This window comes from Pseudomonas sp. CCC3.1 (genome assembly GCF_034347405.1).
Taxonomy (GTDB): domain Bacteria; phylum Pseudomonadota; class Gammaproteobacteria; order Pseudomonadales; family Pseudomonadaceae; genus Aquipseudomonas.
In genome coordinates, this window is the sequence record NZ_CP133778.1 from 5,396,953 (window position 1) to 5,422,789 (window position 25,837).

27 protein-coding genes and 1 pseudogene are annotated in these 25,837 nt (G+C 58.8%); 9 read left to right on the forward strand and 19 right to left on the reverse strand.

What is annotated here, in order from left to right; genetic code table 11:
- Window positions 1–10: 10 nt before the first annotated feature.
- Together ubiA and RHM56_RS23630 are read right to left on the reverse strand one after the other, a co-directional pair.
- Entirely contained in the window at window positions 11–901 is an 891-nt protein-coding gene (gene ubiA, locus RHM56_RS23625; protein ID WP_322236579.1) for a 4-hydroxybenzoate octaprenyltransferase, read from the reverse strand.
- Complete coding sequence (locus RHM56_RS23630; RefSeq protein ID WP_322236581.1) at window positions 901–1,464, reverse strand: chorismate--pyruvate lyase family protein; 564 nt, start codon at window positions 1,462–1,464, stop codon at window positions 901–903. The genes ubiA and RHM56_RS23630 overlap by 1 nt, the downstream gene beginning before the upstream one ends.
- A 202-nt stretch (window positions 1,465–1,666) precedes the next feature.
- Here RHM56_RS23630 and RHM56_RS23635 point away from each other — a divergent pair, with 202 nt between their 5' ends.
- The 4 genes from RHM56_RS23635 to RHM56_RS23650 all read left to right on the forward strand — a co-directional run bounded on the left by RHM56_RS23635 (window position 1,667) and on the right by RHM56_RS23650 (window position 4,069).
- On the forward strand, window positions 1,667–1,834 hold the full coding sequence (locus RHM56_RS23635) for a rubredoxin (protein WP_322236583.1): 168 nt from the start codon (window positions 1,667–1,669) through the stop codon (window positions 1,832–1,834).
- Window positions 1,835–1,872: 38 nt separating this feature from the next.
- Window positions 1,873–3,021, forward strand: a complete 1,149-nt coding sequence (locus RHM56_RS23640) for an NAD(P)/FAD-dependent oxidoreductase (RefSeq protein WP_322236585.1) — start codon at window positions 1,873–1,875, stop codon at window positions 3,019–3,021.
- A gap of 189 nt (window positions 3,022–3,210) precedes the next feature.
- A complete protein-coding gene (locus tag RHM56_RS23645) occupies window positions 3,211–3,486 on the forward strand; it encodes an HU family DNA-binding protein (protein WP_322236587.1) in 276 nt (91 codons plus the stop codon).
- A 199-nt stretch (window positions 3,487–3,685) separates the two neighbouring features.
- Window positions 3,686–4,069 (forward strand): helicase, encoded by a 384-nt coding sequence (locus tag RHM56_RS23650; protein WP_322236589.1) that lies wholly within the window; start codon window positions 3,686–3,688, stop codon window positions 4,067–4,069.
- Window positions 4,070–4,192: 123 nt separating this feature from the next.
- Here RHM56_RS23650 and RHM56_RS23655 read toward each other — a convergent pair whose 3' ends face one another.
- The 6 genes from RHM56_RS23655 to exbB all read right to left on the reverse strand — a co-directional run bounded on the left by RHM56_RS23655 (window position 4,193) and on the right by exbB (window position 11,169).
- Window positions 4,193–5,593: an aminoacyl-tRNA deacylase and HDOD domain-containing protein gene (locus tag RHM56_RS23655; RefSeq protein ID WP_322236591.1), complete on the reverse strand. Its 1,401-nt coding sequence runs from the start codon at window positions 5,591–5,593 to the stop codon at window positions 4,193–4,195.
- A gap of 79 nt (window positions 5,594–5,672) precedes the next feature.
- Window positions 5,673–7,748: an ATP-dependent DNA helicase RecG gene (gene recG, locus RHM56_RS23660; protein WP_322236593.1), complete on the reverse strand. Its 2,076-nt coding sequence runs from the start codon at window positions 7,746–7,748 to the stop codon at window positions 5,673–5,675.
- Between the two features lie 9 nt (window positions 7,749–7,757).
- Window positions 7,758–8,678 carry a hydrogen peroxide-inducible genes activator gene (locus tag RHM56_RS23665; protein ID WP_322236595.1) on the reverse strand — a complete coding sequence of 307 codons (921 nt, stop codon included), beginning with the start codon at window positions 8,676–8,678 and terminating at the stop codon, window positions 7,758–7,760.
- A 332-nt stretch (window positions 8,679–9,010) separates the two neighbouring features.
- Window positions 9,011–9,757 carry a TonB family protein gene (locus tag RHM56_RS23670; RefSeq protein WP_019410301.1) on the reverse strand — a complete coding sequence of 249 codons (747 nt, stop codon included), beginning with the start codon at window positions 9,755–9,757 and terminating at the stop codon, window positions 9,011–9,013.
- Entirely contained in the window at window positions 9,754–10,179 is a 426-nt protein-coding gene (exbD, locus tag RHM56_RS23675) for a TonB system transport protein ExbD (RefSeq protein WP_322236598.1), read from the reverse strand. The genes RHM56_RS23670 and exbD overlap by 4 nt, the downstream gene beginning before the upstream one ends.
- Window positions 10,180–10,185: 6 nt before the next feature.
- A complete protein-coding gene (gene exbB, locus RHM56_RS23680; RefSeq protein ID WP_322236600.1) occupies window positions 10,186–11,169 on the reverse strand; it encodes a tonB-system energizer ExbB in 984 nt (327 codons plus the stop codon).
- Between the two features lie 188 nt (window positions 11,170–11,357).
- On the opposite strand from exbB, the gene RHM56_RS23685 reads away from it, so the two are divergent.
- Complete coding sequence (locus RHM56_RS23685; RefSeq protein ID WP_322236602.1) at window positions 11,358–12,212, forward strand: SDR family oxidoreductase; 855 nt, start codon at window positions 11,358–11,360, stop codon at window positions 12,210–12,212.
- Between the two features lie 90 nt (window positions 12,213–12,302).
- On the opposite strand, the gene RHM56_RS23690 is transcribed toward RHM56_RS23685, so the two are convergent.
- The 6 genes from RHM56_RS23690 to RHM56_RS23715 form a co-directional block, all read right to left on the reverse strand.
- A complete protein-coding gene (locus RHM56_RS23690) occupies window positions 12,303–13,046 on the reverse strand; it encodes a hypothetical protein (protein ID WP_322236604.1) in 744 nt (247 codons plus the stop codon).
- 58 nt (window positions 13,047–13,104) lie between these two features.
- Window positions 13,105–13,485, reverse strand: a complete 381-nt coding sequence (locus RHM56_RS23695) for a RidA family protein (RefSeq protein WP_019410296.1) — start codon at window positions 13,483–13,485, stop codon at window positions 13,105–13,107.
- A gap of 24 nt (window positions 13,486–13,509) precedes the next feature.
- Complete coding sequence (gene spoT / locus RHM56_RS23700; RefSeq protein WP_322236606.1) at window positions 13,510–15,615, reverse strand: bifunctional GTP diphosphokinase/guanosine-3',5'-bis pyrophosphate 3'-pyrophosphohydrolase; 2,106 nt, start codon at window positions 15,613–15,615, stop codon at window positions 13,510–13,512.
- 60 nt (window positions 15,616–15,675) lie between these two features.
- Entirely contained in the window at window positions 15,676–15,939 is a 264-nt protein-coding gene (rpoZ, locus tag RHM56_RS23705; RefSeq protein ID WP_016782707.1) for a DNA-directed RNA polymerase subunit omega, read from the reverse strand.
- 169 nt (window positions 15,940–16,108) lie between these two features.
- Complete coding sequence (gene gmk / locus RHM56_RS23710) at window positions 16,109–16,729, reverse strand: guanylate kinase (protein ID WP_322236608.1); 621 nt, start codon at window positions 16,727–16,729, stop codon at window positions 16,109–16,111.
- Between the two features lie 13 nt (window positions 16,730–16,742).
- Window positions 16,743–17,606 (reverse strand): YicC/YloC family endoribonuclease, encoded by an 864-nt coding sequence (locus RHM56_RS23715; protein WP_322236610.1) that lies wholly within the window; start codon window positions 17,604–17,606, stop codon window positions 16,743–16,745.
- 302 nt (window positions 17,607–17,908) lie between these two features.
- Here RHM56_RS23715 and rph point away from each other — a divergent pair, with 302 nt between their 5' ends.
- A complete protein-coding gene (rph, locus tag RHM56_RS23720; RefSeq protein ID WP_322236612.1) occupies window positions 17,909–18,631 on the forward strand; it encodes a ribonuclease PH in 723 nt (240 codons plus the stop codon).
- A gap of 16 nt (window positions 18,632–18,647) precedes the next feature.
- Window positions 18,648–19,016, forward strand: a complete 369-nt coding sequence (locus tag RHM56_RS23725) for a DUF4870 domain-containing protein (RefSeq protein ID WP_322236615.1) — start codon at window positions 18,648–18,650, stop codon at window positions 19,014–19,016.
- 144 nt (window positions 19,017–19,160) lie between these two features.
- Here the strand turns inward: RHM56_RS23725 and RHM56_RS23730 are convergent, their stop codons facing one another.
- Window positions 19,161–19,940, reverse strand: coding sequence for an exodeoxyribonuclease III (locus RHM56_RS23730; RefSeq protein ID WP_003437806.1), 780 nt, complete (start codon window positions 19,938–19,940; stop codon window positions 19,161–19,163).
- A gap of 82 nt (window positions 19,941–20,022) precedes the next feature.
- On the opposite strand from RHM56_RS23730, the gene pyrE reads away from it, so the two are divergent.
- Window positions 20,023–20,664 (forward strand): orotate phosphoribosyltransferase, encoded by a 642-nt coding sequence (gene pyrE / locus RHM56_RS23735; protein ID WP_322236617.1) that lies wholly within the window; start codon window positions 20,023–20,025, stop codon window positions 20,662–20,664.
- A gap of 71 nt (window positions 20,665–20,735) precedes the next feature.
- Here pyrE and argB read toward each other — a convergent pair whose 3' ends face one another.
- The 4 genes and pseudogenes from argB to coaBC form a co-directional block, all read right to left on the reverse strand.
- The gene (gene argB / locus RHM56_RS23740; protein WP_019410286.1) at window positions 20,736–21,644 is read right to left on the reverse strand and encodes an acetylglutamate kinase; all 909 of its coding nucleotides are present in this window, start codon (window positions 21,642–21,644) and stop codon (window positions 20,736–20,738) included.
- A gap of 25 nt (window positions 21,645–21,669) precedes the next feature.
- Window positions 21,670–23,073 (reverse strand): annotated as a pseudogene (locus tag RHM56_RS23745) (phosphomannomutase/phosphoglucomutase); the annotation flags it as partial.
- Between the two features lie 295 nt (window positions 23,074–23,368).
- Window positions 23,369–23,824, reverse strand: a complete 456-nt coding sequence (dut, locus tag RHM56_RS23750; protein ID WP_322236620.1) for a dUTP diphosphatase — start codon at window positions 23,822–23,824, stop codon at window positions 23,369–23,371.
- A gap of 5 nt (window positions 23,825–23,829) precedes the next feature.
- Entirely contained in the window at window positions 23,830–25,038 is a 1,209-nt protein-coding gene (gene coaBC, locus RHM56_RS23755) for a bifunctional phosphopantothenoylcysteine decarboxylase/phosphopantothenate--cysteine ligase CoaBC (protein WP_322236623.1), read from the reverse strand.
- A 122-nt stretch (window positions 25,039–25,160) separates the two neighbouring features.
- Here coaBC and radC point away from each other — a divergent pair, with 122 nt between their 5' ends.
- The gene (gene radC / locus RHM56_RS23760; protein WP_322236625.1) at window positions 25,161–25,835 is read left to right on the forward strand and encodes a RadC family protein; all 675 of its coding nucleotides are present in this window, start codon (window positions 25,161–25,163) and stop codon (window positions 25,833–25,835) included.
- Window positions 25,836–25,837 lie beyond the last annotated feature (2 nt).

Below are 25,837 nucleotides of genomic sequence, written 5' to 3' on the forward strand. Positions count from 1 at the left end.
GGGGTTGCGGTCAGGCCAGCGCGTAATTCAGCACGATCCCCACGAAGATCGCCAACCCGGCCCAATGGTTGTGCAGGAAGGCTTTGAAGCAGCGTTGCGGGTCGCGGTTGCGGGTGTACCAGAATTCCCACACAAAGCACGCCGCTGCCGCAAGCAAACCGAGGTGGAACCAGCCGCCCAGTTCAAAGTGCGCCCCCGCCAGCAACAAACAGCCCAGCGCCAGACCTTGCAGGCTGAGGATGATCACGCGGTCGGCGTCGCCAAACAGGATGGCGGTAGATTTGACGCCGATTTTCAGGTCGTCGTCGCGGTCGGTCATGGCGTAGTAGGTGTCGTAACCCACGGTCCACAGCAGGTTGGCGATGTACAGCAACCACGCGGCCGCTGGCAGGCTGCCGGTTTCGGCGGTGAAAGCCATAGGCATGCCCCACGAGAACGCCGCGCCCAGGACCACTTGCGGGTAGTAGGTGTAGCGCTTCATGAACGGGTAACTTGCGGCCAGCGCCAGGCCGCCGAATGACAGCCAGATGGTCGGGGCGTTGGTGCACAGCACCAGTAGGAAGCTGATACCCATGAGCAACGCAAAAAACACCAGCGCTTCTTTGCTGCTGATTTTTCCGCTGACCAAAGGCCGTTGTTCAGTACGTTTGACGTGGCCGTCGACCTTGCGATCCGCAAAATCGTTGATCACGCAGCCACCCGCCCGGGTCAGGATCACGCCGAAGACAAAGATCAGCAGGTTGCTCAACGAAGGCACACCCTTGGCGGCAATCCACAGCGCCCACAACGTCGGCCACAGCAGCAGGTAAATGCCGATGGGCTTGTCCATGCGGGTCAGTTGAATAAAGTCCCAGGCACGCGGGTTCAAGCGATTGAGTGATTTGAGCAGGCTCACGTACATCAGGTGTTCTCCGACCGGGCACTCAGGGCGGCCCACAGGTTAGGTAAGAAGACTTCGGCCACCAACAGGCTCAACGGGCCGCGGGTAAAGCGTGAGCGACGTGCCCACAGGCCGTCGGCCTGATCGGCGACCGGCAGCCCGTCGCGGGGGTAGCGGCACACCTGCAATGCGCCGCGCTCAAAGGCGTCGTCGCAAAACAGCAACTCACCCAGTGAGCGAGTCCCCAACGCGTCCATGTCCAGCCCGCCCTCTTGCAGCGCGCTTCTCGCTGCCACGCTGCGGGCAAATACCCACGGTTGCTGATGGCCGAGCAAATACACTTCGCGCACCCAGCCCTCACTGTTTTTGCACAGGCCAAGCGCGGTGCATTCATCGGCACGCAACGTTTGCCAACCTTCGAACAGCGGGAGCACGCTGAAGGCGTCGTTTGAAAGTGCGGTCAGGCGCCGGGTCAGGGAGCCCTGATCGAATAGCCAGTCGAGGGTTAGTTCGTCGGGCAGCGCAGGAAGATGGCGTTGCTCAAGCCAGACAGAGGAGACCAGCGGGGGAGTTATGTGCGGCACGGTGGGTCATAATTGGCAGCCATTGAGGTCGGCGAGCTTATCACGCGGATCCTGGCAGGAGCGGCTGAGCGCCTTTGGCAGTCATCGTGCTTGCATCTATCGGTGCTGATCAGTACAAAACGCCCTGAATTTAACGAGCAACACAGCCGGTCGATAAGAGCCTGTGCCCTCGCCCCAGCCTGAACTTAAGGAAGTAACCCCCATGAAAAAGTGGCAATGCATTGTCTGTGGACTGATTTACAACGAAGCCGATGGCTGGCCGGATGACGGCATCGCGCCCGGCACGCAATGGCAAGACGTGCCTGAAGACTGGCTGTGCCCGGACTGCGGCGTCGGAAAAATGGATTTCGAGATGATCGAAATCGGCTGATCCGCCCTCTTTTGAATTGATTCACCCTGGAGATTGGAATGAACGCACCTGTCGTGATCGTAGGTACTGGGCTGGCTGGCTATAACCTGGCCCGGGAGTTTCGCAAGCTGGACAGCGAAACCCCGCTGTTGCTGATCACGGCCGATGATGGGCGCTCCTATTCCAAGCCGATGCTGTCTACCGGCTTTGGCAAAAATAAAGAAGCCGACGGTTTGAGCATGGCCCTGCCCGGCGCCATGGCCGAGCAACTCAAGGCGCAAGTGCGGACCCATACGCGGGTCAGCGGGATTGATCCGGGCCACAAGCAACTGTGGATCGGTGAGGAAGCCGTGCCCTATCGCGACCTGATTCTGGCCTGGGGCGCACAGTCGGTGCAGGTGCCGGTAGACGGCGATGCCCAGGACGCGATTTTCTCGATTAACGACCTTGAAGACTACGCACGCTTTCGTGCCGCGGCTGCGGGCAAGCGTCGGGTGCTGATTTTGGGCGTTGGGCTGATTGGTTGTGAATTTGCCAACGATTTGATTGCAGGCGGTTACGAAGTTGATCTGGTGGCGCCTTGTGAGCAAGTGATGCCGACATTGCTGCACCCTGCCGCTGCGGCAGCGGTGCAGGCGGGCCTCGAAAGTCTGGGCGCGCGCTTGCACCTAGGGCCGGTGCTTACGCGTTTGCAGCGCACTGAAAATGGCCTCGAAGCACACTTGTCAGATGCCAGCGTCATTGCCTGTGATGTGGTTGTGTCGGCCATTGGCTTGCGGCCCCGCACCGACTTGGCGGCGGCTGCGGGCATTCGCATCAACCGCGGAATCGAGGTGGACCGTCACCTCAAGACCTCCCACGACAACATCTTTGCGCTGGGCGACTGCGCGCAGGTTGATGGCTTGAGTCTGCTGTATGTGATGCCACTGATGAGCTGCGCCCGGGCGCTGGCGCAAACCCTGGCCGGCAACCCGACAGCGGTCAGCTACGGGGCGATGCCGATCACCGTGAAAACCCCGGTCTGCCCGCTGGTGGTTTCGCCAGTGCCGCGGGGCTTTGAAGGTGTCTGGACCGTGGAAGGGCAAGGTGCAGACATCAAAGCGCTGTGCCGCGATGCTGACGGAAAACTGCTGGGTTACGCCCTGACGGGTGAGGCCGTTCGCGACAAACTGGCGCTGAACAAAGAGCTGCCGGCTTTATTGGCTTAAACGCGGCATTTTTTGTCGTATATGACATTGCCTTGACTCAACAAAGACCCTGCTGAGGGTGGCGCAGGCGTTGGTCGCGTGCCATTCTCACACCGGTCTGCCGCAGAGTAGAGCCTGTGGCGCCGTGGTTGCTGCTCCATAGAAGAGCAGCACGCAATAACAACAAAAAACAGTCAAAGAGGCTTCATCATGCGTAAACCAGATCTCACTAGCGCTATCGCTGAAAAGGCTGACCTCACCAAAGAGCAGGCCAGCCGTGTACTCAATGCAGTGCTCGAAGAAATCACCAACGCCCTGCATCGCAAAGACAGCGTCACGCTGGTCGGCTTCGGTACCTTTATCCAGCGCCATCGCGGTGCGCGTACCGGGCAAAACCCGCAAACCGGCGAGCCGGTCAAAATCAAAGCCAGCAACACCGTTGCGTTCAAGCCGGGCAAATTCCTGAAAGACAGCGTCAACCCGTAAGCCGGGTTGGGCCGCTATGCGAAGCGGCCTTGAAGAACGGGCAAGCTGGCTTGCCCGCTCTTGATGATGACGTGGCCGATCATGCGGCCATAAGTGGCAAAAAACCGTCTATCTGCGCCTATTGCTGTGGATATGTGGCGTTATTCGTTCAAATCGTTACACTGCGCCGGCTATTTATTTTTTCCCCGAGGCCGCGTACATGAAATTTCGTTTCCTGCTCTGGATGCTGGGCTTTTTGATGGGCAAAGCCAGTCGTAAAAACCCTGCTTTTCAGCAGCAATTGGTCGACAAGGACCTGGTTTTCCAGCTGCAAACCCTCGATGGCAAAGTCGCCCGTCACTTCAAGGTCAAAGACCAGCGTATTACCAGCCATTCGGGCTTATACCCGGAGCCTGCCTTTGCGATTGCCTTTAAAGATGCCGCGTATGGCTTCGACACGATGCAGGCGAAGAACAAGCAACTGGCGTTCATGACGGGGATTCAGGACAAGTCGATTCAGATCAAGGGCAACCCGGCGCAGGTGATCTGGTTTCAGGGCCTGACCAAGTACCTCAAGCCGCGTAAAAAGCCGAAGACTTCTTAAAACGTAGTCGGTCTGTAGCCGCTGCCGAGGCACGAGGCTGCGATCGGCTGCGCAGCAGTCGCACTTGACACCGAGTGGTCTCTGATCGCAGCCTTCGTGCCTCGGCAGCGACTACAAGCCTAATCAGGCCTGACTAAATGTATTCGCCATCTCGCGCAGTAATACCTCGGCCTCCAGCACTTTGCTGACAGCGTCCTCGGCTTTTTCGCGGCTCACGCCCAGGCGCTCGAACAGCGCGTCAGGCAGCGGCGCATAAGCCCCGTGACCAATCGAGCGATTGCGCAGCAACCCCAATGCGACACACACCAGATTCGGGTACTGGGCATGAATGCCGGTGTAGTCCGGGTCGTGTTGAAAGCGCAGCGCCGTCACCAGTTCTTCTGGCATGCCCCAGTGGCGCATCAACCAAGCGCCCATTTGTTCACGGCTGATGCCCAGCAAGTGCTGCTCAATCAGGCTATGGCTAACGTGCGGGTTGACTTCAAGGTGGCGGCAAATCAGTGAGAAGTGCGGCGGGAACACGTGGGCCAGCAGCAAGTAACCAAAGTTGTGCAGCAGCCCCGCGAGGTAGGTCAGACCCACCTCGGGGCGCTGATCGCGTGGCATGGCACGGGTCAGGCCTTCAATGACCGCCGCGGTGTAGATCGACTGTTGCCAGTACGGCGTGCTGGTTTGCGGATTGTCCTTGGGCAAGCTCAAGGTTTTGCCCAGTGACAGGCTCAACGCCAGGTTGATCACCAGATCGACCCCGAGCACCCGCACAATGGCGTCTTCAACCGAACGAATTTTGCTCGGCGCGGCGTAGTACGAGGACGAGGCCCAGCTCATGACTTGTGCTGCCAGCGCCGGGTCGGTTTCGACAACGCTGGTGATCTCATCGATGGTGACGTCTGGGTCCACCCGCAGGCGCATGATTTTGCGCACGCTCTCCGCCAACGGTGGTATCTCGATGGTGGCTTCAAGCCGTTGCTGGATGCGCCGGGCGGTGAAGGCCTGGACCGCTTGGGTGATGGCTTCGCTGTCGTCGTCCGGGCGATTGAGGTTGAGGTTGATCTTGCTCAAGGGCTCGCCAAAGCGCCCGGAGTTGGCGATGCCCAGCAAGCGCTGGAAGTCTTCGCGGGTTATTTCCAGCAGCAGGCCCGGCGCCCCCGCGCTGATCAGCAGCAGCGGTTGCTGCAACAGATGCTCTTCGTACAGGCAGGACGAACGCGCAATGGAGGGCAGGCCCGGCAACTGGCTCAGGCCATGTTTGTCGAGTATTTCCTGAAGCTTTCCCGCAGCGACGGCGGTCATGCGGCGTCCGATCAAGTCGGCCAGGCGGTTAAGGTCGAGCAATTGGCTCTGCGCGAACAACACCATCAAGACGCCAGCCGTATCCTCGAGCAGCACGGCTTGTACCTTGCTGTCCGGGTTGAGTCCGGGATGATCAAGGACTTCTCGATACGCAATGGCCCGCTCATCGAGCAATTGCTGGATAACAGGCGGCGTACTCGGAACGGCTAAGGCGCTGGCGACATTGGTCATGATCTGCATCCGATTTGTGCAACTCAAATTGGGTAACCCGGTACTTGATCGGCCGCTTCTCAAATTACTGTACGAATTTTCATACTTGGCCGTATTGCTGACCATGTCGTAGCCAGCGATCCAGAAGTGGGCTGACATGGCTTGGCCAGCGTTCAAGCAGTGCCAGTGCGGCATCGCGCACCGCGGGCAGCAGGTCGGCGTCACGCATCAGGTCAGCGACTTTGAACTGCAGAAGGCCTGTTTGCCGCGTGCCGAGCATCTCGCCGGGGCCGCGCAGTTCGAGGTCTTTTTCGGCGATCACGAAGCCATCGTTGGTCTCGCGCATGATGCCCAGGCGCTGGCGTCCGACTTGCGACAGCGGCGGGTGATACAGCAGCACGCAGTGGCTGGCGGCACTGCCCCGGCCGACGCGCCCACGCAACTGGTGCAATTGGGACAGGCCAAGGCGCTCGGGGTTTTCGATGATCATCAGGCTGGCATTCGGGACGTCCACGCCGACTTCGATCACCGTGGTTGCGACCAGCAATTGCAGTTCGCCGGCTTTGAACTGCGCCATGACCTCGGCTTTTTCAGCCGCTTTCATGCGGCCATGGATCAACCCGACGCGCAACTCACCCAGCGCGCTGGAGAGGTCTTCAAAGGTGGTTTCGGCAGCTTGACAGGTCATCTCTTCAGACTCTTCAATCAGCGTGCACACCCAATAGGCTTGCCGCCCTTCGGCGCAGGCGGCCCGTACCCGCTCAATCACTTCAACGCGCCGTGTGTCGACCACCAGCACGGTGTTGACCGGGGTTCGGCCAGGCGGCAGTTCGTCGAGTATCGAGGTATCGAGGTCGGCGTAGGCGCTCATGGCCAGCGTGCGCGGGATCGGGGTTGCGGTCATGATCAACTGATGCGGGCACATCACCCCGCCAACGCCTTTGTTGCGCAGGGCCAGGCGCTGCTGCACGCCGAAGCGGTGTTGCTCGTCGATGATCACCAGCGCCAGGTTTTTAAACTGCACCTGATCTTGAAACAGCGCGTGAGTGCCGACCACCATGGGCGCGCCATTGGCGATCTGCTCCAGAGACGCGGCTCGCGCCTTGCCCTTGAGCTTGCCGGCCAGCCACGCGACTTCAATGCCCAGCGGCTCCAACCAGCGTTTAAAGCTGATGAAGTGCTGCTCGGCAAGGATTTCCGTGGGCGCCATCAATGCCACCTGATAACCGGCTTCGAGCGCCTGTAGCGCGGCCAGGGCTGCGACCACGGTCTTGCCCGCGCCAACGTCGCCCTGGATCAGGCGCAGCATGGGTTCAGGCTGGCTGAGGTCGTAAGCGATTTCGTTGCCAACCCGGACTTGAGCGCCGGTCGGCGGAAACCCCAGGTTGGCGAGAAATTGTTTAGGCAGCTTTTTGGCATGAGGCAACGCAGGGGCTTGCTGAGAGCGCAGGCTCTCGCGCAGGCGCTGCTGCGAGAGCTGGTGGGTCAGCAGCTCTTCAAACGCCAGGCGGTGTTGGGCCCAGTGATGGCCCAGCGCGAGTTCTTCAACATCGGCATCGGCCGGTGGCTGATGCAAATAACGAATCGCCTCGTCCAGCGGGGCCAGTTGGTAGTCTTTGGCCAACTCCGGCGGCAACCAGTCAGGCAAGCTGCGCGGCCCCAGCATGCCCAGGCTTTGCAGGCTGAGCTGGCGCAGGCGCTGTTGGGTCAGGCCTTCGGTGGTGGGATAAATCGGCGTGAGCGTGGTGTCGACGGGCGGCGGCTCATCGCCTGTAATGGCGCGGTATTCCGGGTGGTAGATCTCCAGCCCCGAAGCCCCGGGCCGCGCTTCGCCATAGCAGCGCACTTCGGTGCCGCGCTTGAGGCTTTCTTTTTGCGCATTGCTGAAGTGGTAAAAGCGCAGGCTCAACCCGCCCGTGCCATCGTTGATGCGCACCAGCAGGCTGCGGCGTTTGCCCATCACCACGTCGATGCCGATCACCCGGCCTTCCACGACGGCGTCTTGCCCCGGGCGCAGGGCGCCAATGGGCACGACGCGTGTGCGGTCCTGATAGCGTAATGGCAGGTGGAAGAGCACGTCTTGAACGGTTTCCAATCCTACTTTGGCCAATTTCTCGGCCATGGCCTCACCCACGCCCTTGAGCGCGGTGACCGATACGTTTGACAGCTCGCTCATCTCAGCTTCTTAGGACGCAACAGGTGGCTTGGCCACGGAGCACAGGCGGATCGAGTCCGCGAGGATTTCAATCGCCTTGGGCCGTGGGAAGCTGGCGCGCCAGGCAATGGCCACGGTGCGGAACGGCACCGGCGGCGTCAATGGACGCACCGCCAGAATGCCGGGGGCGTAATGATGGCTGTCGACCGCCGAGAACGGCAGGATCGAAATGCCCAGCCCTGACGCAACCATGTGGCGGATGGTTTCCAGCGAGCTGGATTCTACGGTGGTGTGCTTGGCGCCATCATTGCCTTTGGCCAGCGTCGGGCAGGCTTCAAGCACTTGATCGCGGAAACAGTGACCTTCACCCAGCAGCAGCAAGCTTTTGTCATTGAGCAGGCTGGCGTCGATGGTGTCTTTTTTGCTCCACGGGTGTTCGCTCGGCATCAGCACGTAGAACGGCTCGTCGTAGAGCGGCAGCGTCAGCACGTCGGCTTCGTGGAACGGCAGTGCGATGATGATCGCGTCCAGCTCACCGTTGCGCAGTTTGTCGCGCAGCACGTGGGTGAAGTTTTCTTCGATGTACAACGGCATTTGCGGGGCGACCCGGTGCAGTTGCGGAATAAGGTGTGGGAAAAGGTACGGGCCGACAGTGTAAATCGCCCCGACTTTGAGCGGCGCCGTCAGTTGATTCTTGCCAGCCTGGGCCAGTTCGCGAATCCCCTGGGCCTGTTCAAGGACTTTTTGGGCTTGGGCAACGATGCCTTCACCGACAGGCGTTAGGCGCACTGCGCTTTTGCTGCGCTCGAAAATCAGCACACCGAGTTCGTCTTCCAGTTTTTTCACGCCCACCGATAAGGTCGGCTGGCTGACGTGGCAACGCTCGGCGGCATGGCCGAAGTGTTGTTCTTGGGCGAGCGTAACGATGTAGCGCAATTCGGTAAGAGTCATAGCGGGCGTCCCTGTATTGACGGGCCAAGCATAACGGCTGCAATCGATAGACGCACGTTATTAGACATTGCCTACGGAACCACAGTGACTGCGGCAGGTATTCATGTTGGATTGGATGTTATGCGCAAAACCCGTAGCAGTTGACGAGCCTTGCGAGGCTACGTCCGATTGCGCAGCGATCGTAAATGCTGGGTGGCTCTGACGCACCGCGTTGCCTGGCTTTACGACGGCTTCGCCGCCGGACGTAACCTCGCAAGGCTCGGCAACTGCTACGCCATGGGTGAGTGAGCTTCAACATGCAAAAAGGGCACCCTGAGGTGCCCTTTCTGGTGTTAACGCCGACGTTTATCGATGGAATAAACGAAGGGAGCCACGATTTCGATGCTGCCATTGGTCAGCATTTCTGGCGGCGGCTTGGGTAATGGCTGTGCTCGGCGGATCATTTCCAGGGTGGCCCGGTCCAGATCAGCGTTGCCAGAGCGGCCTACCAACTCGTAGGACAGCACCTTGCCTTCAGCATCTACCACGAAGCGCAGACGGTTCAGACCTTCCTTGCCCCGCGACTGGGCTGCGGGCGGGTACTTTTTGTACTTGCCCAAATGGGCCAGCAACGTGCCTTCCCAGCTGGCTTTGGCGGCCAGTTGTTGTGGCGATGGGCCTGGCGCGGGTGCCGCCGATTTCTCGCTCGGTGCCTTGGTTGGCGTTGCGTCGCTCGGTTTCTCTTCTGACGGCTTTTCTTTAATCGGGTCAGGTTTTTCCACAGGCTTGGGCGGCTGAGGCTTTTGCTTGGGTTTGACCGGTTTCGGAACGGCAATCTTGGGCTTGGGCGCTTCGGCCAGCTTGGGTATCGGTAACTCTTCCACAGGGGCCGGCGGTTGCGGTGGTGTCACCACTTTCGGCGGCGCAGGCGGTGGCGGTGCTGGCATCGGTGCCAGATCAACCATCATGGCTTGCGGTGGAAGTTCGATAGCCCGTGGGTTGGACCATTGCAGGGCAAGAATCACTGCCACTGCATGGACACCCAACACCACGGCCAAGCTGATTGCGTAACGCGTCATCTTTTGGCGCGCTATGGTCATTTCTTGGCTGCCGTCTCAAGTCCGACCAGACCCACCTTCAAGTAACCGGCTGCGCGCAATGCATCCATAACGCTCATCAAGTCACCGTAGTCCACGCCTTTGTCAGCCTGGAAGAAGATCGTCGTGTCTTTGTTGTTGTGAGTCCTGGCATCCAGGGTCGGGCCCAGCGCTTCAACCAAAACAGGCTCTTCGCCCAGATACAGGCGCTGGTCAGCCTTGACGCTGAGGAACACAGGTTTCTCAGGGCGTGGCGCCGGTTTGGCGGTTGACGCCGGCAGGTCAACTTTGATGTCCACAGTGGCCAGCGGTGCGGCCACCATGAAGATGATCAGCAGCACCAACATCACGTCAATAAAGGGGGTGACGTTGATTTCATGGTTCTCGGCGAGGTCGTCATCGCCTTCTTTTAAATGCAGGCCCATGGCCGATTACCCCACTTTCACCATGTGCGGTTGCGAGCTGCGCTCGGGCGGCAGGTGATCGAGGTCACGGCTAACCAACAGCAACACTTCTGCCGACGCATCCGCCACCTGAGCTTTGTAGCCGGTGATGGAGCGGGCGAAGACGTTGTAAATCACTACCGCAGGAATCGCTGCAACCAAGCCCAGTGCAGTCGCCAGCAAGGCTTCGGCAATACCGGGTGCTACCACGGCCAGGTTGGTGGTTTGGGTTTTGGCGATACCGATAAAGCTGTTCATGATGCCCCACACGGTACCGAACAGACCGACAAACGGGGCTGTGGAACCGATGGTGGCGAGTACGCCGGTGCCGCTGCTCATGTTGCGACCGCAGGCAGCAACCAGACGCTCAAGACGGAAGCTGACACGTTCCTTGATGCCTTCTTTCTCGCGGCTATTGGCCGAGAGGCGCATCTCTTCGAGGGCATCCTGCACCAGCAGGTGCGCCAGCGTGCCTTCTTTGGCTGCGCTTTCGCTGGCTTCTTTAAGGGTGCGGGCTTTTTTCAGGTTGGCGATTTCAACGCGCAGACGACGCTTGGCGCCCAAGACTTCAAAGCCTTTGGCAATCCAGATGGTCCAAGTGATGATCGAGGCAATGGCCAGGCCGATCATGACGATCTTGACGATAATGTCGGCGTTTTTGTACATGCCCCAAGGCGACAGGTCGTGCGCCATGCCCAGGCTGTTATCTTCTTCTTCGGCTACCACTTGCGAAGCTTCATCGGCTGGCGCGTCAGCGTTTTGCGCCAATGCAGGGTCAGTCGCAACCGGTGTTGCCGCAGGTGCCGGGGCCGCAGCCTCGGTGGCAGAATGCACGGCTGGAGCAGCAGGCTCGTCGGCAAAGGCCGCAGCAGGTGCCAGCAAAAAGCTGAACATCAGCGCTGCAAGCCCGCGCCACAGGCGTGATGGGCTCGAAAGCTGGGTTGGCGAAGCGGTGGGTTGATTGCGTGTCATGCTAGCCGGACCTGAAGAAGGAAAAGAAGAATTGCCCTACAGCGCGTCTTAAGACCCAGGGCAAACGATGCGTTATTATTGCAAGTAATTCTTGTTAACAAAAGCAATAGCACCTGTTTTTTTCGAAAGTCACGACCTTGGTCGTGACTATTCATGCCATTTTGTAACATTTCGTTAGGAGTTTTCAGATGCCCAAAGCCTCCGCTTTGATCGTCGGTTGCGGTGATGTCGGGAGTCGCCTGGCCACTCAGTTGCTCGCCAATGACTGGCAGGTGTATGGGCTGCGTCGTTCTATCGAGCGCCTGCCTGAAGGCGTCATCGGTGTAGCGGGTGATCTGTTCAGTGAGGCGTGCCCGGCGCAATGGCCGACGGGTCACATCGATTATCTGGTGTACAGCACCGCTGCGACGGATCACGACGAGGCCGGGTATCAGGCAGCGTATGTCGAGGGTTTGAAACACACCCTGAGCTGGCTCAAGCAGCACGGGCAGCAGCCCAAGCGCTTGTTGTTTGTGTCCAGTAGCGGCGTTTACGTGCAGAAAGATGGCGAATGGGTGGATGAAACGTCGCCTGCGCAGGCCACGAGTTACTCCGGGCGGATCATGCTTGAAGCCGAACAGGTTGCGTTGCGCAGCGGCATTCCTGCCAGCGTGGTGCGGTTGACCGGCATTTACGGGCCGGGCCGGGAATGGATGTTGGGGCAAGTGCGCAAGGGTTATCGCGTTGCTGTCGACCCGCCACTGTATGGCAACCGGATTCACGCGGATGATGCGGGCGGGCTTTTAGCGTTCTTGCTTGAGGCTGACCGGCACGGCAAAACCCTGGACGACTGTTATATCGGCGTCGATAACGACCCTGCGCCGTTGGCTGAGGTAGTGGGCTGGTTGCGTGAGCGTCTGGGTGTTACTGAGTGGGACGCTGAAGCCAGTGTGCGACGGGCGGGTAGCAAGCGTTGCAGCAACGCGCGGGCAAAAGCGTTGGGCTGGGAGCCGCGTTACCCGAGTTATCGCGAGGGGTATGCAGCGATCCTTGAGCGCAAGTAATGTAGGCGCTGACGAGGCACGAAGGCTGCGAGCTTTAAAAGGTCAAAAGATCGCAGCCTGCGGCAGCTCCAACGCAGGCTTCACCCGCCGTTAAAGCTGCTTTTCCAGCCGCCATTCCAGCTTGCCTGGATAAAACTGAGGCATTTCGTCAGGCTTGGCGGAGTCCAGGGCCTGGAAAATTTCCAGCTGTGAGCCGTTACGGACAAAGATGTGCGCTGCGCCGACTTCGTCCTGTTGCAGCCACAGGCTGTCGTATTCACCGCTCATCGATGCGCAATCGCCCGCCAGGCACAAGGCGTAGGCGTTGTGATTTGGCAGACCGGTGATTTTGCCGTCGGGCAAAAAGGTCACGGCATTGCCCTGCCCTGCACCGCTGACCACGCGCCATTGACCACCCAGGTAGGCAGATTTGAGCGCGTGTTCGAAGTTTGTGCCCAAAGGCGCATCGCTGGCCAGGTGTACAGGCGAGCGAGTAAAGGATTGTTGCGGGTCAGACTCGGCGGCGGCTTGTATCAACTGGTCGCCGTCCAGGCTCAGGTTAGTGGCTGAGCTGCCATAAACGTTGACCTGCCACACACGATTCTTCTCAGGCAAGAGATTGCCTTCGACCCATTCAAAGCCATTGGTGTAGCTGGCTTTGGCGTTTTTGGCGTCGATTTTCCATTCAAGGTTTGGCCCGTTGGCCAGCAAGGCCTCGCGCAGGTTGCCGCCGTTGGCCGCTTCATCGATTGCAGCCTGGTTGATCCAGACGCCACTGATATCGCGAGGAGCGGGTTCGCTGGCACAGCCACCCAAAAAAACGGCGAGCAGTGACAAGGCTAGCGCTTTGCGCATAGTGGAATCCTTTTAAAGCGGGGGTGGCGCAGCAGGAAGGCGCTGCGCCGGGGGAGCATTACTCGAGTACGAGAATGGCGTCCATCTCAACCTGCGAGCCCTTTGGCAGAGCTGCAACGCCGATGGCTGCGCGTGCTGGGTACGGTTGTTCGAAGTACTTGCCCATGATCTCGTTGACCTTGGCAAAGTGGCTCAGGTCAGTCAGGAAAATGTTCAGTTTGACGATGTCTTTGAACGAGCCACCTGCGGCTTCAGCCACCGACTTCAGGTTTTCGAATACCTGAACGGTCTGGGCTTCAAAGCCTTCAACCAGTTCCATGGTTTTTGGGTCCAGCGGGATTTGACCGGACATGTAGACGGTATTGCCAGCTTTGATCGCCTGAGAGTAAGTGCCGATTGCAGCAGGTGCCTTATCGCTGGTGATAACAGTCTTGGACATGGGGGACTCCTTGTAATTAGGTGGCTACGCACGCATGCGAGTGATGCGGATGACCCCGGTAAGGGCGCGCAGTTTTTTGATCACGCGAGCCAGGTGCACGCGGTCGTGCACGCTGACCACCAGTTGGACCACGCTGATTCGACCATCGCGTTCGTCCATGCTGATCTTTTCGATGTTGCCGTCGGCGGCGTTGACGCTGCTGGCCAGCAGTGCGATCAGGCCGCGCTGGTGTTCCAGCTCGACGCGCAATTCAACGTTGAATTCGCCCGTAACGTCCTTGGCCCATGACAACTGGACGCATTTTTCGGGGTTGTGGCGGATTTCACTGATGTTGCGGCAGTTGTCCAAGTGCACAACCATGCCTTTGCCCGCCGACAAGTGGCCGACAATCGGATCGCCCGGGATCGGCGTACAGCATTTGGCGTAACTGAGCACCAAACCTTCTGTTCCGCGAATCGCCAGTGGACCTTCAGGGCTCGGCAGTTGCTCGCCCTCGCCCAGCAAGCGTCGGGCTACGACGTACGCCATGCGGTTGCCCAGGCCAATGTCTTCGAGCAGGTCTTCGATCTGTTCCAGGCGGTATTCCTGGAGCATGGCCTGAACCCGCTCGGCCGGGATCTTGTCCAGCGCGCTGTTGAAGCCGTTGAGCACCTTGTTCAGCAAACGCTCGCCGAGGTTGATCGACTCGGAGCGGCGTTGCAGTTTCAGGGCATGGCGAATGTGCGTGCGGGCCTTGCCGGTGACCACAAAGTTGAGCCAGGCCGGGTTCGGACGCGCGCCGGGGGCGCTGACGATCTCGACCGTGGAGCCGCTTTGCAGGGGCTCGGACAGCGGAGCGAGACGGCGATTGATGCGGCACGCAATGCAGCTGTTGCCGACGTCGGTGTGCACCGCGTAGGCAAAGTCGACCGCCGTGGAGCCTTTAGGCAGCTCCATGATTCGGCCTTTAGGCGTAAAGACGTAGACCTCGTCCGGGAACAGGTCGATTTTTACGCTTTCGATAAATTCGAGGGAGTTGCCTGCGCGCTGCTGCATTTCCAGCACGCCTTTGACCCATTGGCGCGCCCGGGCGTGAGTCCCCGTGTGCTGCTCGTCACCACTGGACTTGTACAACCAGTGCGCAGCGATGCCGTTGTTGGCCATTTCTTCCATTTCACGGGTACGGATCTGAATTTCGATCGGTACGCCGTGCATGCCAAACAGCGTGGTGTGCAGCGACTGGTAGCCGTTGGCTTTGGGAATGGCGATGTAGTCTTTGAAGCGCCCCGGCAGGGGTTTGTACAAATTATGTACAGCGCCCAACACGCGGTAGCAGGTATCGACCTTGTCGACGATGATCCGGAACGCATACACGTCCATGATCTCGTTGAAGGCCCGCCGCTTGCCGCGCATCTTTTTGTAGATGCCGTAGATATGCTTTTGGCGACCGCTCACTTCACCCTGAATGCCATCAATGGCCAGGCAGTGGCTGAGCGATTCTTCAATTTTGTTGACGATTTCTTTGCGATTGCCCCGGGCGCGTTTGACTGCCTGGTAAATGCGCGCGGAGCGCATCGGGTACATCGCTTTGAAACCGAGGTCTTCGAATTCGATACGAATGCTGTGCATGCCCAGCCGATTGGCAATGGGCGCGTAGATTTCCAGGGTTTCCTTGGCAATCCGCCGGCGTTTTTCGCCGGACAGCACTTCGAGGGTGCGCATGTTGTGCAAGCGGTCAGCCAGCTTCACCAGAATCACACGAATATCTCGCGCCATGGCCATGGCCATTTTCTGGAAGTTTTCAGCTTGGGCTTCGGCTTTGGTTTCGAAGTTCATCTGGGTCAGCTTGCTGACGCCATCGACCAGTTCGGCCACGGTTTCACCGAACTGCGCCACAAGCGCTTCTTTGGCTATACCGGTGTCTTCGATCACGTCATGCAGCATGGCCGCCATCAGGCTCTGATGGTCCATATGCATGTCGGCAAGGATGTTTGCCACTGCCAGCGGGTGCGTGACATAAGGCTCGCCGCTGCGTCGGCGTTGGCCGTCGTGGGCTTGTTCTGCGTAGAAATACGCTCGTCGGACCAGATTGACCTGGTCCGCACTGAGGTAGGCCGACAAGCGATCGGCGAGGGCGTCTATGCTCGGCATGAGGGAGCCTCCTGCCAAAACTGTGAACCCTTCGCCGTACTACGTCGACCGGGCATAGGCTTAGTTCGCCTCGTTGGACTCGTCCTCGAACGCTGCGAACAGCGGTTCGTCTTCGACGATTTCAGCGTTGGCGATAAACTCGTAGCTCATCAGGCCTTCTGCGATTTCACGCAGGGCAACAACGGTAGGCTTGTCGTTTTCCCACTGCACCAGAGGCTCTTTACCGCCGGTGGCCAGTTGACGGGCACGCTTGGTAGACAGCATGACCAGCTCAAAGCGGTTATCCACGTGTTCTAGACAGTCTTCAACGGTTACGCGGGCCATGGTCTTCCTCGTAGCAAATGCAATATGCGCGCTGCCCGGATGGGCGAGCGGACTCGACAGTTTAAAAAATCACCAGCCATTAGGGAAGCGCTGATTTTTCAAGCACACCACCCAAAGCCTCTGTAAGCGCCAATGTAAAGCGCTTGCAGGGGTTTTGGGAAGTGCTGTTTTAGCCGAGCAGTTCGGCCAGTAATTTACCAAAACGCTGCTGTTGACGTTTTTGCTGGAGGCGATTGGCGCGGAAAATGGCCTTCATGTCCTCCAGTGCCAGTGCAAAGTCGTCGTTAATGATCAGGTAGTCGTAGTCGACGTAGTGGCTCATTTCACTCACGGCTTCGCGCATGCGGCCGTCAATAATCTCGGCACTGTCCTGCCCGCGATTATCCAGACGATCACGCAAGGCCTGTTGGCTCGGCGGCAGAATGAAGATTGAACGCGCTTGCGGCATCAGCTTGCGAACCTGCTCGGCGCCTTGCCAGTCGATCTCCAGAATCAGGTCGTGGCCTTCATCCAGCGTCTGCTGCAAGTAGCTTTGCGAAGTGCCATACAGATTGCCAAACACTTCTGCGCGCTCCAGGAAGTCGCCGTGCTCGATCATCTTCACGAACGCTTCGCGCTCGACGAAGTGATAGTGCACGCCGTCCACTTCGCCGGGGCGCATGGCCCGGGTGGTGTGCGACACCGAGACGCGGATCTGCGGCTCAACGTCGATCAGGGCCTTGACCAGGCTGCTTTTCCCCGCCCCTGAAGGCGCGGAAATAATGTAGAGGGTGCCAGTGCTGTGGGTCATGTCGGGGTGAACCTTACTCAATATTCTGTACTTGTTCGCGCATTTGCTCGATCAACACTTTGAGGTTGACCGCTGCTTGGGTGCTGCGCGGGTCGAATGCCTTGGAGCCGAGGGTGTTGGCTTCCCGGTTAAGTTCTTGCATCAGGAAGTCGAGACGCCGACCGGCGGCACCGCCTGACTTGAGCACGCGGCGCACTTCAAGAATGTGAGTGCTGAGGCGGTCAAGCTCTTCGGCAACGTCGCTTTTTTGCGCGAGCATGACCATTTCTTGCTCAAGGCGCTGCGGATCAAGTTCGGCTTTCATGTCAGCAAAGCGATCCAGCACCTTTTGCCGCTGGGTAGCGAGCATTTGCGGGACCAGCACGCGCAGGGTCTCGACGTCGCCTTCAATGGCGGTCAAGCGTTCACTGATCAAGCGGGCCAGCTCTGCGCCTTCGCGCTCGCGGCCATTCTTGAGCTCTTGCAGACCTTGCTTGAACAGCGCCAGTGCCTGGTTGTTCAGGGCTTGCGGGTCGGTAGCGTCGGCCACCAAAACACCGGGCCAGGCCAGCACTTCAAGCGGGTTGAGGGCCGCGGGCTGCTTGATCAGGCTGGCGATGGTTTCGGCTGCGGCGACCAATTGTGCGGCGCGCTCGCGGTCGACCTGTAGCGGTTTGCCAGTGGTTTCTTCGGTGAAGCGCAAGGTGCACTCAAGTTTGCCTCGGGAAATGCCCTGACGCAGCGCTTCACGCACAGCCCCTTCGAGGTCCCGGAAAGACTCGGGCAAACGCAGGTGCGGCTCCAGGTAACGGCTGTTGACCGAGCGCAGCTCCCAGCTCAGGGTGCCCTGAGTGCCGGCGCTTTCGACGCGGGCAAAGGCGGTCATGCTGTGCACCATGGAGGTACCTCGCGATCTGATGAATTAAGCCGGGCGGCTATTAAGGCGGCGGATTGTAACGCAGTGCGGGCGATGGCCCCAAACGGCGTCTGTCGTAAAGCCGGACTTGTTTTGCGTGGGAGCTGGCTTGCCAGCGATGGTATCGGAGGGGGCTTACAGTAAGAACGCATTGCTCGTATCGCTGGCAAGCCAGACTCCCACGTATGGGTCGCGGCAAAACATAGCATGCGTTTTAAATGTGCCCTGATCGGCCATGGCCTTTATAATGCTCGGCAGTTTTCCGTCCCGTACAGGTATCCCACATGAAACGTCCAAGTGGTCGCGTTGCCGATCAGCTGCGCCCGATCCGCATCACCCGCAACTACACCAAACACGCAGAGGGTTCTGTACTGGTCGAGTTCGGTGACACTAAAGTCATCTGCACCGTCAGCGTCGAGAACGGCGTTCCGCGCTTCCTTAAAGGTCAGGGCCAAGGCTGGCTGACAGCCGAATACGGCATGCTGCCGCGCGCCACTGGCGAGCGTAACCAGCGTGAAGCGAGCCGTGGCAAGCAAGGCGGCCGCACCCTTGAAATCCAGCGCCTGATCGGCCGCTCGCTGCGAGCTGCACTGGATATGTCCAAGCTGGGCGACATCACTCTGTACGTCGATTGCGACGTGATCCAGGCTGACGGCGGTACCCGTACCGCGTCGATCACCGGCTCAATGGTTGCACTGGTTGATGCGCTGAAAGTGATCAAAAAGCGTGGTGGCCTCAAAGGCGGCGACCCGATCAAGCAAATGATCGCCGCTGTATCGGTGGGCATGTATCAAGGCGTGCCAGTGCTTGACCTGGACTACCCTGAAGATTCGGCAGCCGAAACCGACTTGAACGTCGTGATGACCAGCAGCGGTGGTTTCATCGAAGTTCAGGGCACCGCCGAAGGTGCGCCGTTCCAGCCGGAAGAGCTGAACGCCATGCTGGCACTGGCACAAAAAGGCATGAACGAAATCTTCGCCTTGCAACAGGCGGCGTTGGTTGACTGATCGACAGGAGAACGCCATGACTGAGTCAGACCTTTCAACCCCAAAGCCGAGCCGTGAAGCTCGTCAATGGGCGATGTTCTGTCATTTTGCGGCGTTCCTTGGAATGTGGTTTCCGTTTGGCAACCTGATCGGGCCGTTGATTCTGTGGCAGCTCAAGCGTGAGAGCGATCCCTTTATCGACGAGCAGGGCAAGGAGTCTCTGAACTTTCAGATCACTGTGGCGATTGCTTCGGCCATTTGCTACGTGCTGATGTTTGTTCTGATTGGCTTCGTCTTGCTCGGCCTGGTGTTCATCGGCGCGGTGGTGCTGGTGGTCATCGCCGGGGTTAAAGCCAATGACGGCGTGGCGTACCGCTACCCCTTCACCTGGCGCCCGATCAAGTAAGCCAAATATTTGTAGGAGCGAGCTCGCCTAGCGATCTTTTTAAAGATCAAGAGATCGCGAGGCAAGCTCGCTCTTGCAGTGAGGCTCACAAAAAAAATGCCCGTATCTTTCGATACGGGCATTTTTATAACTGCGAAAAAACACTTAGATAGTCAGTGTCCAGTCGTAGTCCACGATCAACGGCGCATGTTGCGAGAAGCGCGGCTGACGCGGCAAGCGAGCGCTGCGTACAAAGCGGCGCAAGCCCGGGGTCAACAATTGGTAGTCGAAACGCCAGCCCAGATTCAGCATCTCGGCCTGTTCGTTGTCCGGCCACCAGCTGTACTGATCGCCTTCACGACTGACTTCACGCAACGCATCGACATAGCCCATGTTGCCGACAATCTCATCCATCCAGGCCCGCTCAGGCGCCAGGAAACCAGGAGACTGCTGGCTGTCACGCCAGTTTTTAATGTCGAGTTTTTGCTGCGCCACATACAGCGAGCCGCAGTAAATGTACTCACGACGCTTGCGACGCTGCTTATCCAGGTAGCGAGCAAAGTCGTCCATTAGCTTGAACTTCTGGTTCAAGTCTTCATCGCCATTCTGCCCCGAAGGGAGCAGCAAGGTCGCGATGCTGACCTTATCGAAATCGGCTTGCAGGTAGCGCCCGTAGCGATCGGCCGTCTCGAAGCCCAGCCCAGTGATGACTGCTTTCGGTTGCAACCGCGAGTACAAAGCCACGCCGCCTTGGGCAGGGACTTCAGCTTCGCAGGCATAAAGAAAGTAGCCATCCAGTTGGTAGGCTGGATCGTCCAGTTCAAAGGCGGAGGCGCGGGTGTCCTGCAGGCAGATAACGTCGGCATTCTGAGCTTGCAGCCAACTGAGCAAACCACGCTCGACTGCCGTCTGAATACCATTGACGTTCACACTGATGATCCGCATAAATGGCCCCAAAAATCACGTGCGTGTATGATACACGCCGTCTTACTATTTAGCTAAATCCGTGGTATCTGGGGCCTTTTTCATGCAAGCGTATCAGCGCGACTTCATCCGTTTTGCCATCGATCGCGGCGTTTTGCGCTTCGGTGAGTTCACCCTGAAGTCCGGGCGTACCAGTCCTTACTTCTTCAATGCCGGCCTGTTCAACACAGGCTCCGCGCTGGCTCAGTTAGGCCGTTTCTATGCGGCTGCCATCGTCGACAGTGGTATTCCTTTCGACGTGCTGTTTGGCCCGGCTTACAAAGGTATTCCGTTGGCCGCGACCACTGCTGTAGCGCTGGCTGAGCACCATGAACGCGATATGCCGTGGTGTTTTAACCGCAAAGAAGCCAAGGCTCACGGCGAAGGCGGCAGCCTGGTGGGTTCGCCACTGGAAGGCGAAATCTTGATCATCGACGACGTGATCACGGCTGGCACGGCCATCCGTGAGGTCATGCAGATCATTCAGGTCCAGGGCGCAAAAGCGGCGGGCGTGCTGATTGCCTTGAACCGCCAGGAGCGCGGGAATGGCGAGCTGTCGGCCATTCAAGAAGTTGAGCGCGACTTCGGTATTCCGGTGGTCAGCATCGTGTCGTTGAACCAAGTACTGCAGTTCTTGGCCGAAGACGACACGCTAAAGCAGTACCTGCCTGCCGTTGAAGCCTATCGGGCGCAATACGGGATTTAACACCCCGTAAAGTAGGCCTAAAAAAAGACCCCGCCCGGAAGCTCCGGACGGGATCTTTTTTATGAATCGGCTTAAGCGGCCGGTTTGCTGTTGGTAATCAGCGTACCGACACCGGTGTCGGTGAAGATTTCGAGCAGCACCGCGTTCGGTACACGACCATCGACAATGTGCGCAGTGGTCACGCCACCTTGCACGGCCTCAAGTGCGCAGCGAATTTTCGGCAGCATGCCGCCGTAAATGGTGCCGTCTTCAATCAGCGCATCGACCTGTGCCGTGGTCAAACCGGTCAGCACTTTGCCCTGTTTATCCATCAAACCGGCAATGTTGGTCAGCAGCATCAGCTTTTCAGCTTTCAGCGCTTCAGCCACTTTACCCGCCACAAAATCAGCGTTGATGTTGTACGACTCACCATTCGGGCCTACACCAATCGGCGCGATTACCGGGATGAAGTCACCTTTGGTCAACATGTTCAGCAGATCAGTGTTGATGCCGGTGACTTCACCCACATGACCAAAATCGATGATTTCCGGCGTGGTCATCTCAGGCGTCTGGCGTGTCACGACCATTTTCTTGGCCCGGATCAGTGCGGCATCTTTACCGGTCAGACCGATAGCGCTGCCGCCATGACGGTTGATCAAGTTGACGATTTCCTTGTTCACATGGCCGCCGAGCACCATCTCAACCACATCCATGGTTTGTGAGTCGGTCACACGCATGCCGTCGATAAAATGACTCTCGATGGACAAACGCTTGAGCAGATCGCCGATTTGCGGGCCGCCACCGTGTACCACGACCGGGTGGATACCCACCGCTTTCATCAGCACGATGTCGCGCGCAAAACCGGTTTTCAGGTCATCGTTTTCCATCGCGTTGCCGCCGTACTTGATGACCAGCGTCTTGCCGACATAGCGGCGAATGTAGGGCAGCGCTTCGGATAAAACCTTGGCGACGTTAGAGGCGGCATCACGTTCGAGGGTCATTCAGGGCTCCGGTAAAACAAGTCGATCAAAACGGTAGTTGGAGATCAGGTGCCACACGCTTGAGTTGAGCGTGGAAGACATCCTTGATGCGTTGCAGTTCGGCCTCGGTATCAGCCTCAAATCGCAGCACCAGCACCGGTGTGGTGTTGGAGGCGCGAACCAGGCCCCAGCCATGTGGATAGTCGACGCGCACGCCGTCAATCGACGTCAGCTCGGCGGTCTCACCCCATTGGGCGTCGTGCAGAGCGTCAATGATGCTGAATTTGCTCTCATCCGTCACATCGATATTGATCTCTGGCGTAGAAATATCGTTCGGGAATGTTTTAAACAGTTCTTCAGCGGTGTCGTGCTGCTTGCTGAGAATCTCCAGCAGGCGTGCAGCGCTGTAAATGCCGTCATCAAAACCGAACCAGCGCTCTTTGAAAAAGATATGCCCGCTCATTTCACCGGCCAGCAAGGCGCCGGTTTCTTTCATCTTCTTCTTGATCAACGAATGACCGGTCTTCCACATCAGCGGGCGGCCGCCGTATTCCTTGATCAACGGCGTCAGGCGGCGGGTGCACTTCACATCGAAGATGATCTCGGCGTCCGGGTTGCGCTCCAGTACGTCCTGGGCGAACAGCATCAGCAAGCGGTCTGGGAATACCATGGTGCCGGTGTTGGTTACCACGCCTACGCGGTCGCCGTCGCCGTCGAAAGCCAGGCCCAGGTCGGCGTTGGTTTCTTTGACCTTGGCGATCAGGTCTACCAGGTTTTCAGGTTTGCCCGGATCTGGATGGTGGTTCGGGAAGTTGCCGTCGACCTCACAGAACAGCGGGATCACTTCACAACCCAGCGCCTCAAGCAGTTGCGGCGCAATCACGCCGGCGGCGCCGTTGCCGCAATCGACCACCACTTTGAGCTTCTTGCTCAGCTTGATGTCGCCGGTAATTTCATCGGCGTAGCGCGACAAAATATCAACGCGCTCGATGCTGCCTTCGCCCCACGTCAGGTCATTGGTCTTGAGGCGGGTGTGCAGCGCTTGAATTTGTTCGTTAGCCAGTGTGTCGCCCGCGATCACGATTTTGAAACCGTTGTAGTTCGACGGGTTATGGCTGCCGGTGAGCATCACGCCCGACTTGCCTTTCAAAACGTTGGCCGCGTAATACAGTGCAGGCGTGGGCACCAGGCCCACATCGCTAACCTGGCAACCGCTGTCGGCAACGCCCTGGATCAAGCGCTCAACCAGCGCGGGGCCAGACAAACGGCCGTCGCGGCCCACCGATACATGGGGCTCGCCCTTGGCCAGGCTCTCGGAGCCAATGGCGCGGCCAATCCAGTAAGCGGTTTCAGCGGTCAAGGTTTCCGGTACAACGCCGCGAATGTCATAGGCGCGAAAAATGGTGTCAGGGAATTTGGGTGCGACCGAAACTGGGCTGCTCATTACAGGGGGGACTCCACTCTCAAGGATTTTGGGGACGGGCTGATGCGGTCACGCACACGAAAATTGACCAGGGCCTGCGGCAAACAATCACCGATTGAGGGGCTGCGGTCGAGTACATGTTGAGCGTTTGGACGGTGTTTAGACACGCGAGTTCGCGAGGCCAAATGGCATCAGCGAACGTACGGCACAAGGCCGCTATCGGTTTAGACGAACAAAGGGGTCGAAACATTTGCGCGAGCTTCATCCTGAATTACCACGCCAACGGTTCAGGTCAGGCAGGGCGCCTGACCTGTGCTGCCAATCAGAGGCTGCCTGAGTGACCGAAACCACCAGCGCCACGCTGGCTTTCGTCGAACTCTTCAACCAGCTCAAAGTGCGCCTGCACCACCGGCACCAGCACTAGTTGAGCGATACGCTCGCCGATGGTGATGTTGAATGCAGTTTGGCCACGGTTCCAGCACGACACCATCAACTCGCCCTGGTAATCGGAGTCGATCAGGCCGACCAGATTGCCCAGCACGATCCCGTGCTTGTGGCCCAGACCCGAGCGCGGCAGGATCAGCGCGGCAAGGCCCGGATCGCCGATGTACACCGACAGGCCGGTCGGGATCAGCACCGTTTGGCCTGGCTCAAGAATGGTGTCTTCTTTAAGCATGGCGCGCAGGTCAAGACCCGCGGAGCCGGGTGTGGCGTATTGCGGCAGCGGGAATTCGCTGCCAATGCGTGGATCAAGGATTTTGGCTTGCAAAGCGTGCATACGAGTTAAACCTGGTTCAGACGTTCGGCGATAAAAGTGATCAGCTGGCGGGCAATCTTGCCCTTGCTGGTCTGGGCAAATACGGTGGCGTGCAAGTCGCGGTCAATCACGCTGCAGGCGTTCTCTTCGCTGTTGAAGCCGATGCTGGGGTTAGCCACATCGTTGGCCACAATCAGGTCGAGGTTTTTGTCTTTAAGCTTGCGTGCCGCGTAATCGAGCAAGTGCTCGGTCTCTGCGGCAAAGCCGACACTAAATGGACGGTCCGGGCGCGTTGCAATGGTGGCCAGAATGTCTGGGTTGCGGACCATTTGCAGCAACAAGCCGTCGCCCTTGGTCGGGTCTTTCTTGAGTTTCTGTGGCGCAACGACTTCCGGGCGGTAGTCCGCAACCGCTGCCGAGGCAATAAAGATGTCGCACGGGATCGCCGCTTCACACGCGGCGAGCATGTCGCGGGCGCTGACCACGTCGATACGGCTTACGCGGTCTGGCGTGGGCAAATGCACGGGGCCGGTAATCAACGTCACGCGGGCGCCCGCCTCAACCGCTGCTTCGGCCAGGGCAAAGCCCATTTTTCCGGAGCTGTGGTTGGTGATGTAGCGCACCGGGTCGATGTTTTCCTGGGTCGGGCCCGCCGTGATCAGCACGTGCTTGCCAGTCAGCGCCAGGTGCTGGAAGCACTCGGCCGCGCAATGCACCAAATCATCGGCTTCAAGCATGCGGCCAAAGCCCACGTCGCCACAGGCCTGGCTGCCGGAGGCTGGGCCAAACACCTTGAGGCCGCGGCTCTGGAGCAGTTGAGTGTTGGCTTGAGTGGCCGGGTCGCGCCACATGGCCTGGTTCATGGCGGGCGCAATGGCAACCGTCGCGTCTGTGGCCAGCACCAGCGTGGTCAGCAAATCATTGGCCAGGCCTTGCGCCAGGCGGGCGATCAAGTCAGCGGTCGCAGGGGCAATCAGCACCAGGTCGGCCCACTTGGCCAGCTCAATGTGGCCCATGGCCGCTTCGGCTGCCGGGTCGAGCAAATCCAGATGAACGGGGTGCCCGGACAAGGCTTGCATGGTCAGAGGGGTGATGAACTCACTGCCGCCCCGAGTCATCACAACGCGTACTTCAGCGCCTTGGTCCAGCAGGCGGCGAACCAGCTCTGCACTCTTGTAAGCAGCAATGCCGCCGCCGACGCCCAAAACAATGCGTTTTCGATACAGCCGCTGCATAGGCCTGCCTTCTAGTTCGATGATGACTGCGCGGAAAATGGCCAAATGCCACGCAAAAATGATGGGCTAAGATAACACAGCGCTTGCTACGGAACAGCGGCGCACCCACACACGGAGGTGTTATGAGTATCAGAGATTGGCCCGCGGCCGAGCGCCCGCGCGAGAAACTTTTAGAGCATGGATCGGCCAGTCTTTCAGACGCTGAGTTGCTGGCGATCTTCCTGCGCACTGGGGTTTCAGGCAAGAGTGCCGTCGATTTGGCGCGGCATTTACTCACCGAGTTCGGCAGTTTACGTGCCTTGCTGGAGGCTGATCTGGGGGCGTTCTGTCGCCAGCTCGGGCTTGGCCCCGCCAAGTTCACCCAACTGCAAGCGGTGCTGGAAATGGGGCGTCGTCACTTGGCCGAACGTTTGCGTCGAGACTCTGCGCTAGAGAGCCCGCAGGCAGTTCGCGACTATTTGAAATCGCTGCTGCGCCACGAGCCGCACGAGGTGTTTGGTTGTCTGTTTATGGACTCCAAACATCGAATGCTGGCCTTTGAAGTGTTGTTCCGGGGCTCTATCGACAGCGCCAGTGTTTACCCTCGACAAGTGGTCAAGCGCGCCCTTGCGCACAACGCCGCCGCAGTGATTTTTTGCCACAACCACCCGTCGGGCATCACCGAGCCCAGCCAGGCTGATCGCACCCTGACCCAGCGCCTCACCGAGGCGCTGGATTTGATAGAAGTGCGTGCGCTGGACCACTTTATCGTCGGTGATGGCGAACCGCTGTCAATGGTCGAATATGGCTGGATGTGACG

Coding starts and splice junctions, on each gene's coding strand:
- RHM56_RS23685 (WP_322236602.1), top strand. CDS start 11,358: ATGCCCAAAGCCTCCGCTTTGATCGTCGGTTGCGGTGATGTCGGGAGT.
- gmk (WP_322236608.1), bottom strand. CDS start 16,729: ATGACCCACAGCACTGGCACCCTCTACATTATTTCCGCGCCTTCAGGG.
- RHM56_RS23730 (WP_003437806.1), bottom strand. CDS start 19,940: ATGCGGATCATCAGTGTGAACGTCAATGGTATTCAGACGGCAGTCGAG.
- ubiA (WP_322236579.1), bottom strand. CDS start 901: ATGTACGTGAGCCTGCTCAAATCACTCAATCGCTTGAACCCGCGTGCC.
- argB (WP_019410286.1), bottom strand. CDS start 21,644: ATGACCCTCGAACGTGATGCCGCCTCTAACGTCGCCAAGGTTTTATCC.
- RHM56_RS23725 (WP_322236615.1), top strand. CDS start 18,648: ATGACTGAGTCAGACCTTTCAACCCCAAAGCCGAGCCGTGAAGCTCGT.
- RHM56_RS23655 (WP_322236591.1), bottom strand. CDS start 5,593: ATGACCAATGTCGCCAGCGCCTTAGCCGTTCCGAGTACGCCGCCTGTT.
- exbD (WP_322236598.1), bottom strand. CDS start 10,179: ATGGGCCTGCATTTAAAAGAAGGCGATGACGACCTCGCCGAGAACCAT.
- exbB (WP_322236600.1), bottom strand. CDS start 11,169: ATGACACGCAATCAACCCACCGCTTCGCCAACCCAGCTTTCGAGCCCA.
- RHM56_RS23695 (WP_019410296.1), bottom strand. CDS start 13,485: ATGTCCAAGACTGTTATCACCAGCGATAAGGCACCTGCTGCAATCGGC.
- RHM56_RS23670 (WP_019410301.1), bottom strand. CDS start 9,757: ATGACCATAGCGCGCCAAAAGATGACGCGTTACGCAATCAGCTTGGCC.
- coaBC (WP_322236623.1), bottom strand. CDS start 25,038: ATGCAGCGGCTGTATCGAAAACGCATTGTTTTGGGCGTCGGCGGCGGC.
- spoT (WP_322236606.1), bottom strand. CDS start 15,615: ATGCCGAGCATAGACGCCCTCGCCGATCGCTTGTCGGCCTACCTCAGT.
- RHM56_RS23665 (WP_322236595.1), bottom strand. CDS start 8,678: ATGACTCTTACCGAATTGCGCTACATCGTTACGCTCGCCCAAGAACAA.
- rph (WP_322236612.1), top strand. CDS start 17,909: ATGAAACGTCCAAGTGGTCGCGTTGCCGATCAGCTGCGCCCGATCCGC.
- RHM56_RS23715 (WP_322236610.1), bottom strand. CDS start 17,606: ATGGTGCACAGCATGACCGCCTTTGCCCGCGTCGAAAGCGCCGGCACT.
- pyrE (WP_322236617.1), top strand. CDS start 20,023: ATGCAAGCGTATCAGCGCGACTTCATCCGTTTTGCCATCGATCGCGGC.
- dut (WP_322236620.1), bottom strand. CDS start 23,824: ATGCACGCTTTGCAAGCCAAAATCCTTGATCCACGCATTGGCAGCGAA.
- RHM56_RS23650 (WP_322236589.1), top strand. CDS start 3,686: ATGAAATTTCGTTTCCTGCTCTGGATGCTGGGCTTTTTGATGGGCAAA.
- RHM56_RS23640 (WP_322236585.1), top strand. CDS start 1,873: ATGAACGCACCTGTCGTGATCGTAGGTACTGGGCTGGCTGGCTATAAC.
- recG (WP_322236593.1), bottom strand. CDS start 7,748: ATGAGCGAGCTGTCAAACGTATCGGTCACCGCGCTCAAGGGCGTGGGT.
- rpoZ (WP_016782707.1), bottom strand. CDS start 15,939: ATGGCCCGCGTAACCGTTGAAGACTGTCTAGAACACGTGGATAACCGC.
- RHM56_RS23690 (WP_322236604.1), bottom strand. CDS start 13,046: ATGCGCAAAGCGCTAGCCTTGTCACTGCTCGCCGTTTTTTTGGGTGGC.
- RHM56_RS23645 (WP_322236587.1), top strand. CDS start 3,211: ATGCGTAAACCAGATCTCACTAGCGCTATCGCTGAAAAGGCTGACCTC.
- radC (WP_322236625.1), top strand. CDS start 25,161: ATGAGTATCAGAGATTGGCCCGCGGCCGAGCGCCCGCGCGAGAAACTT.
- RHM56_RS23635 (WP_322236583.1), top strand. CDS start 1,667: ATGAAAAAGTGGCAATGCATTGTCTGTGGACTGATTTACAACGAAGCC.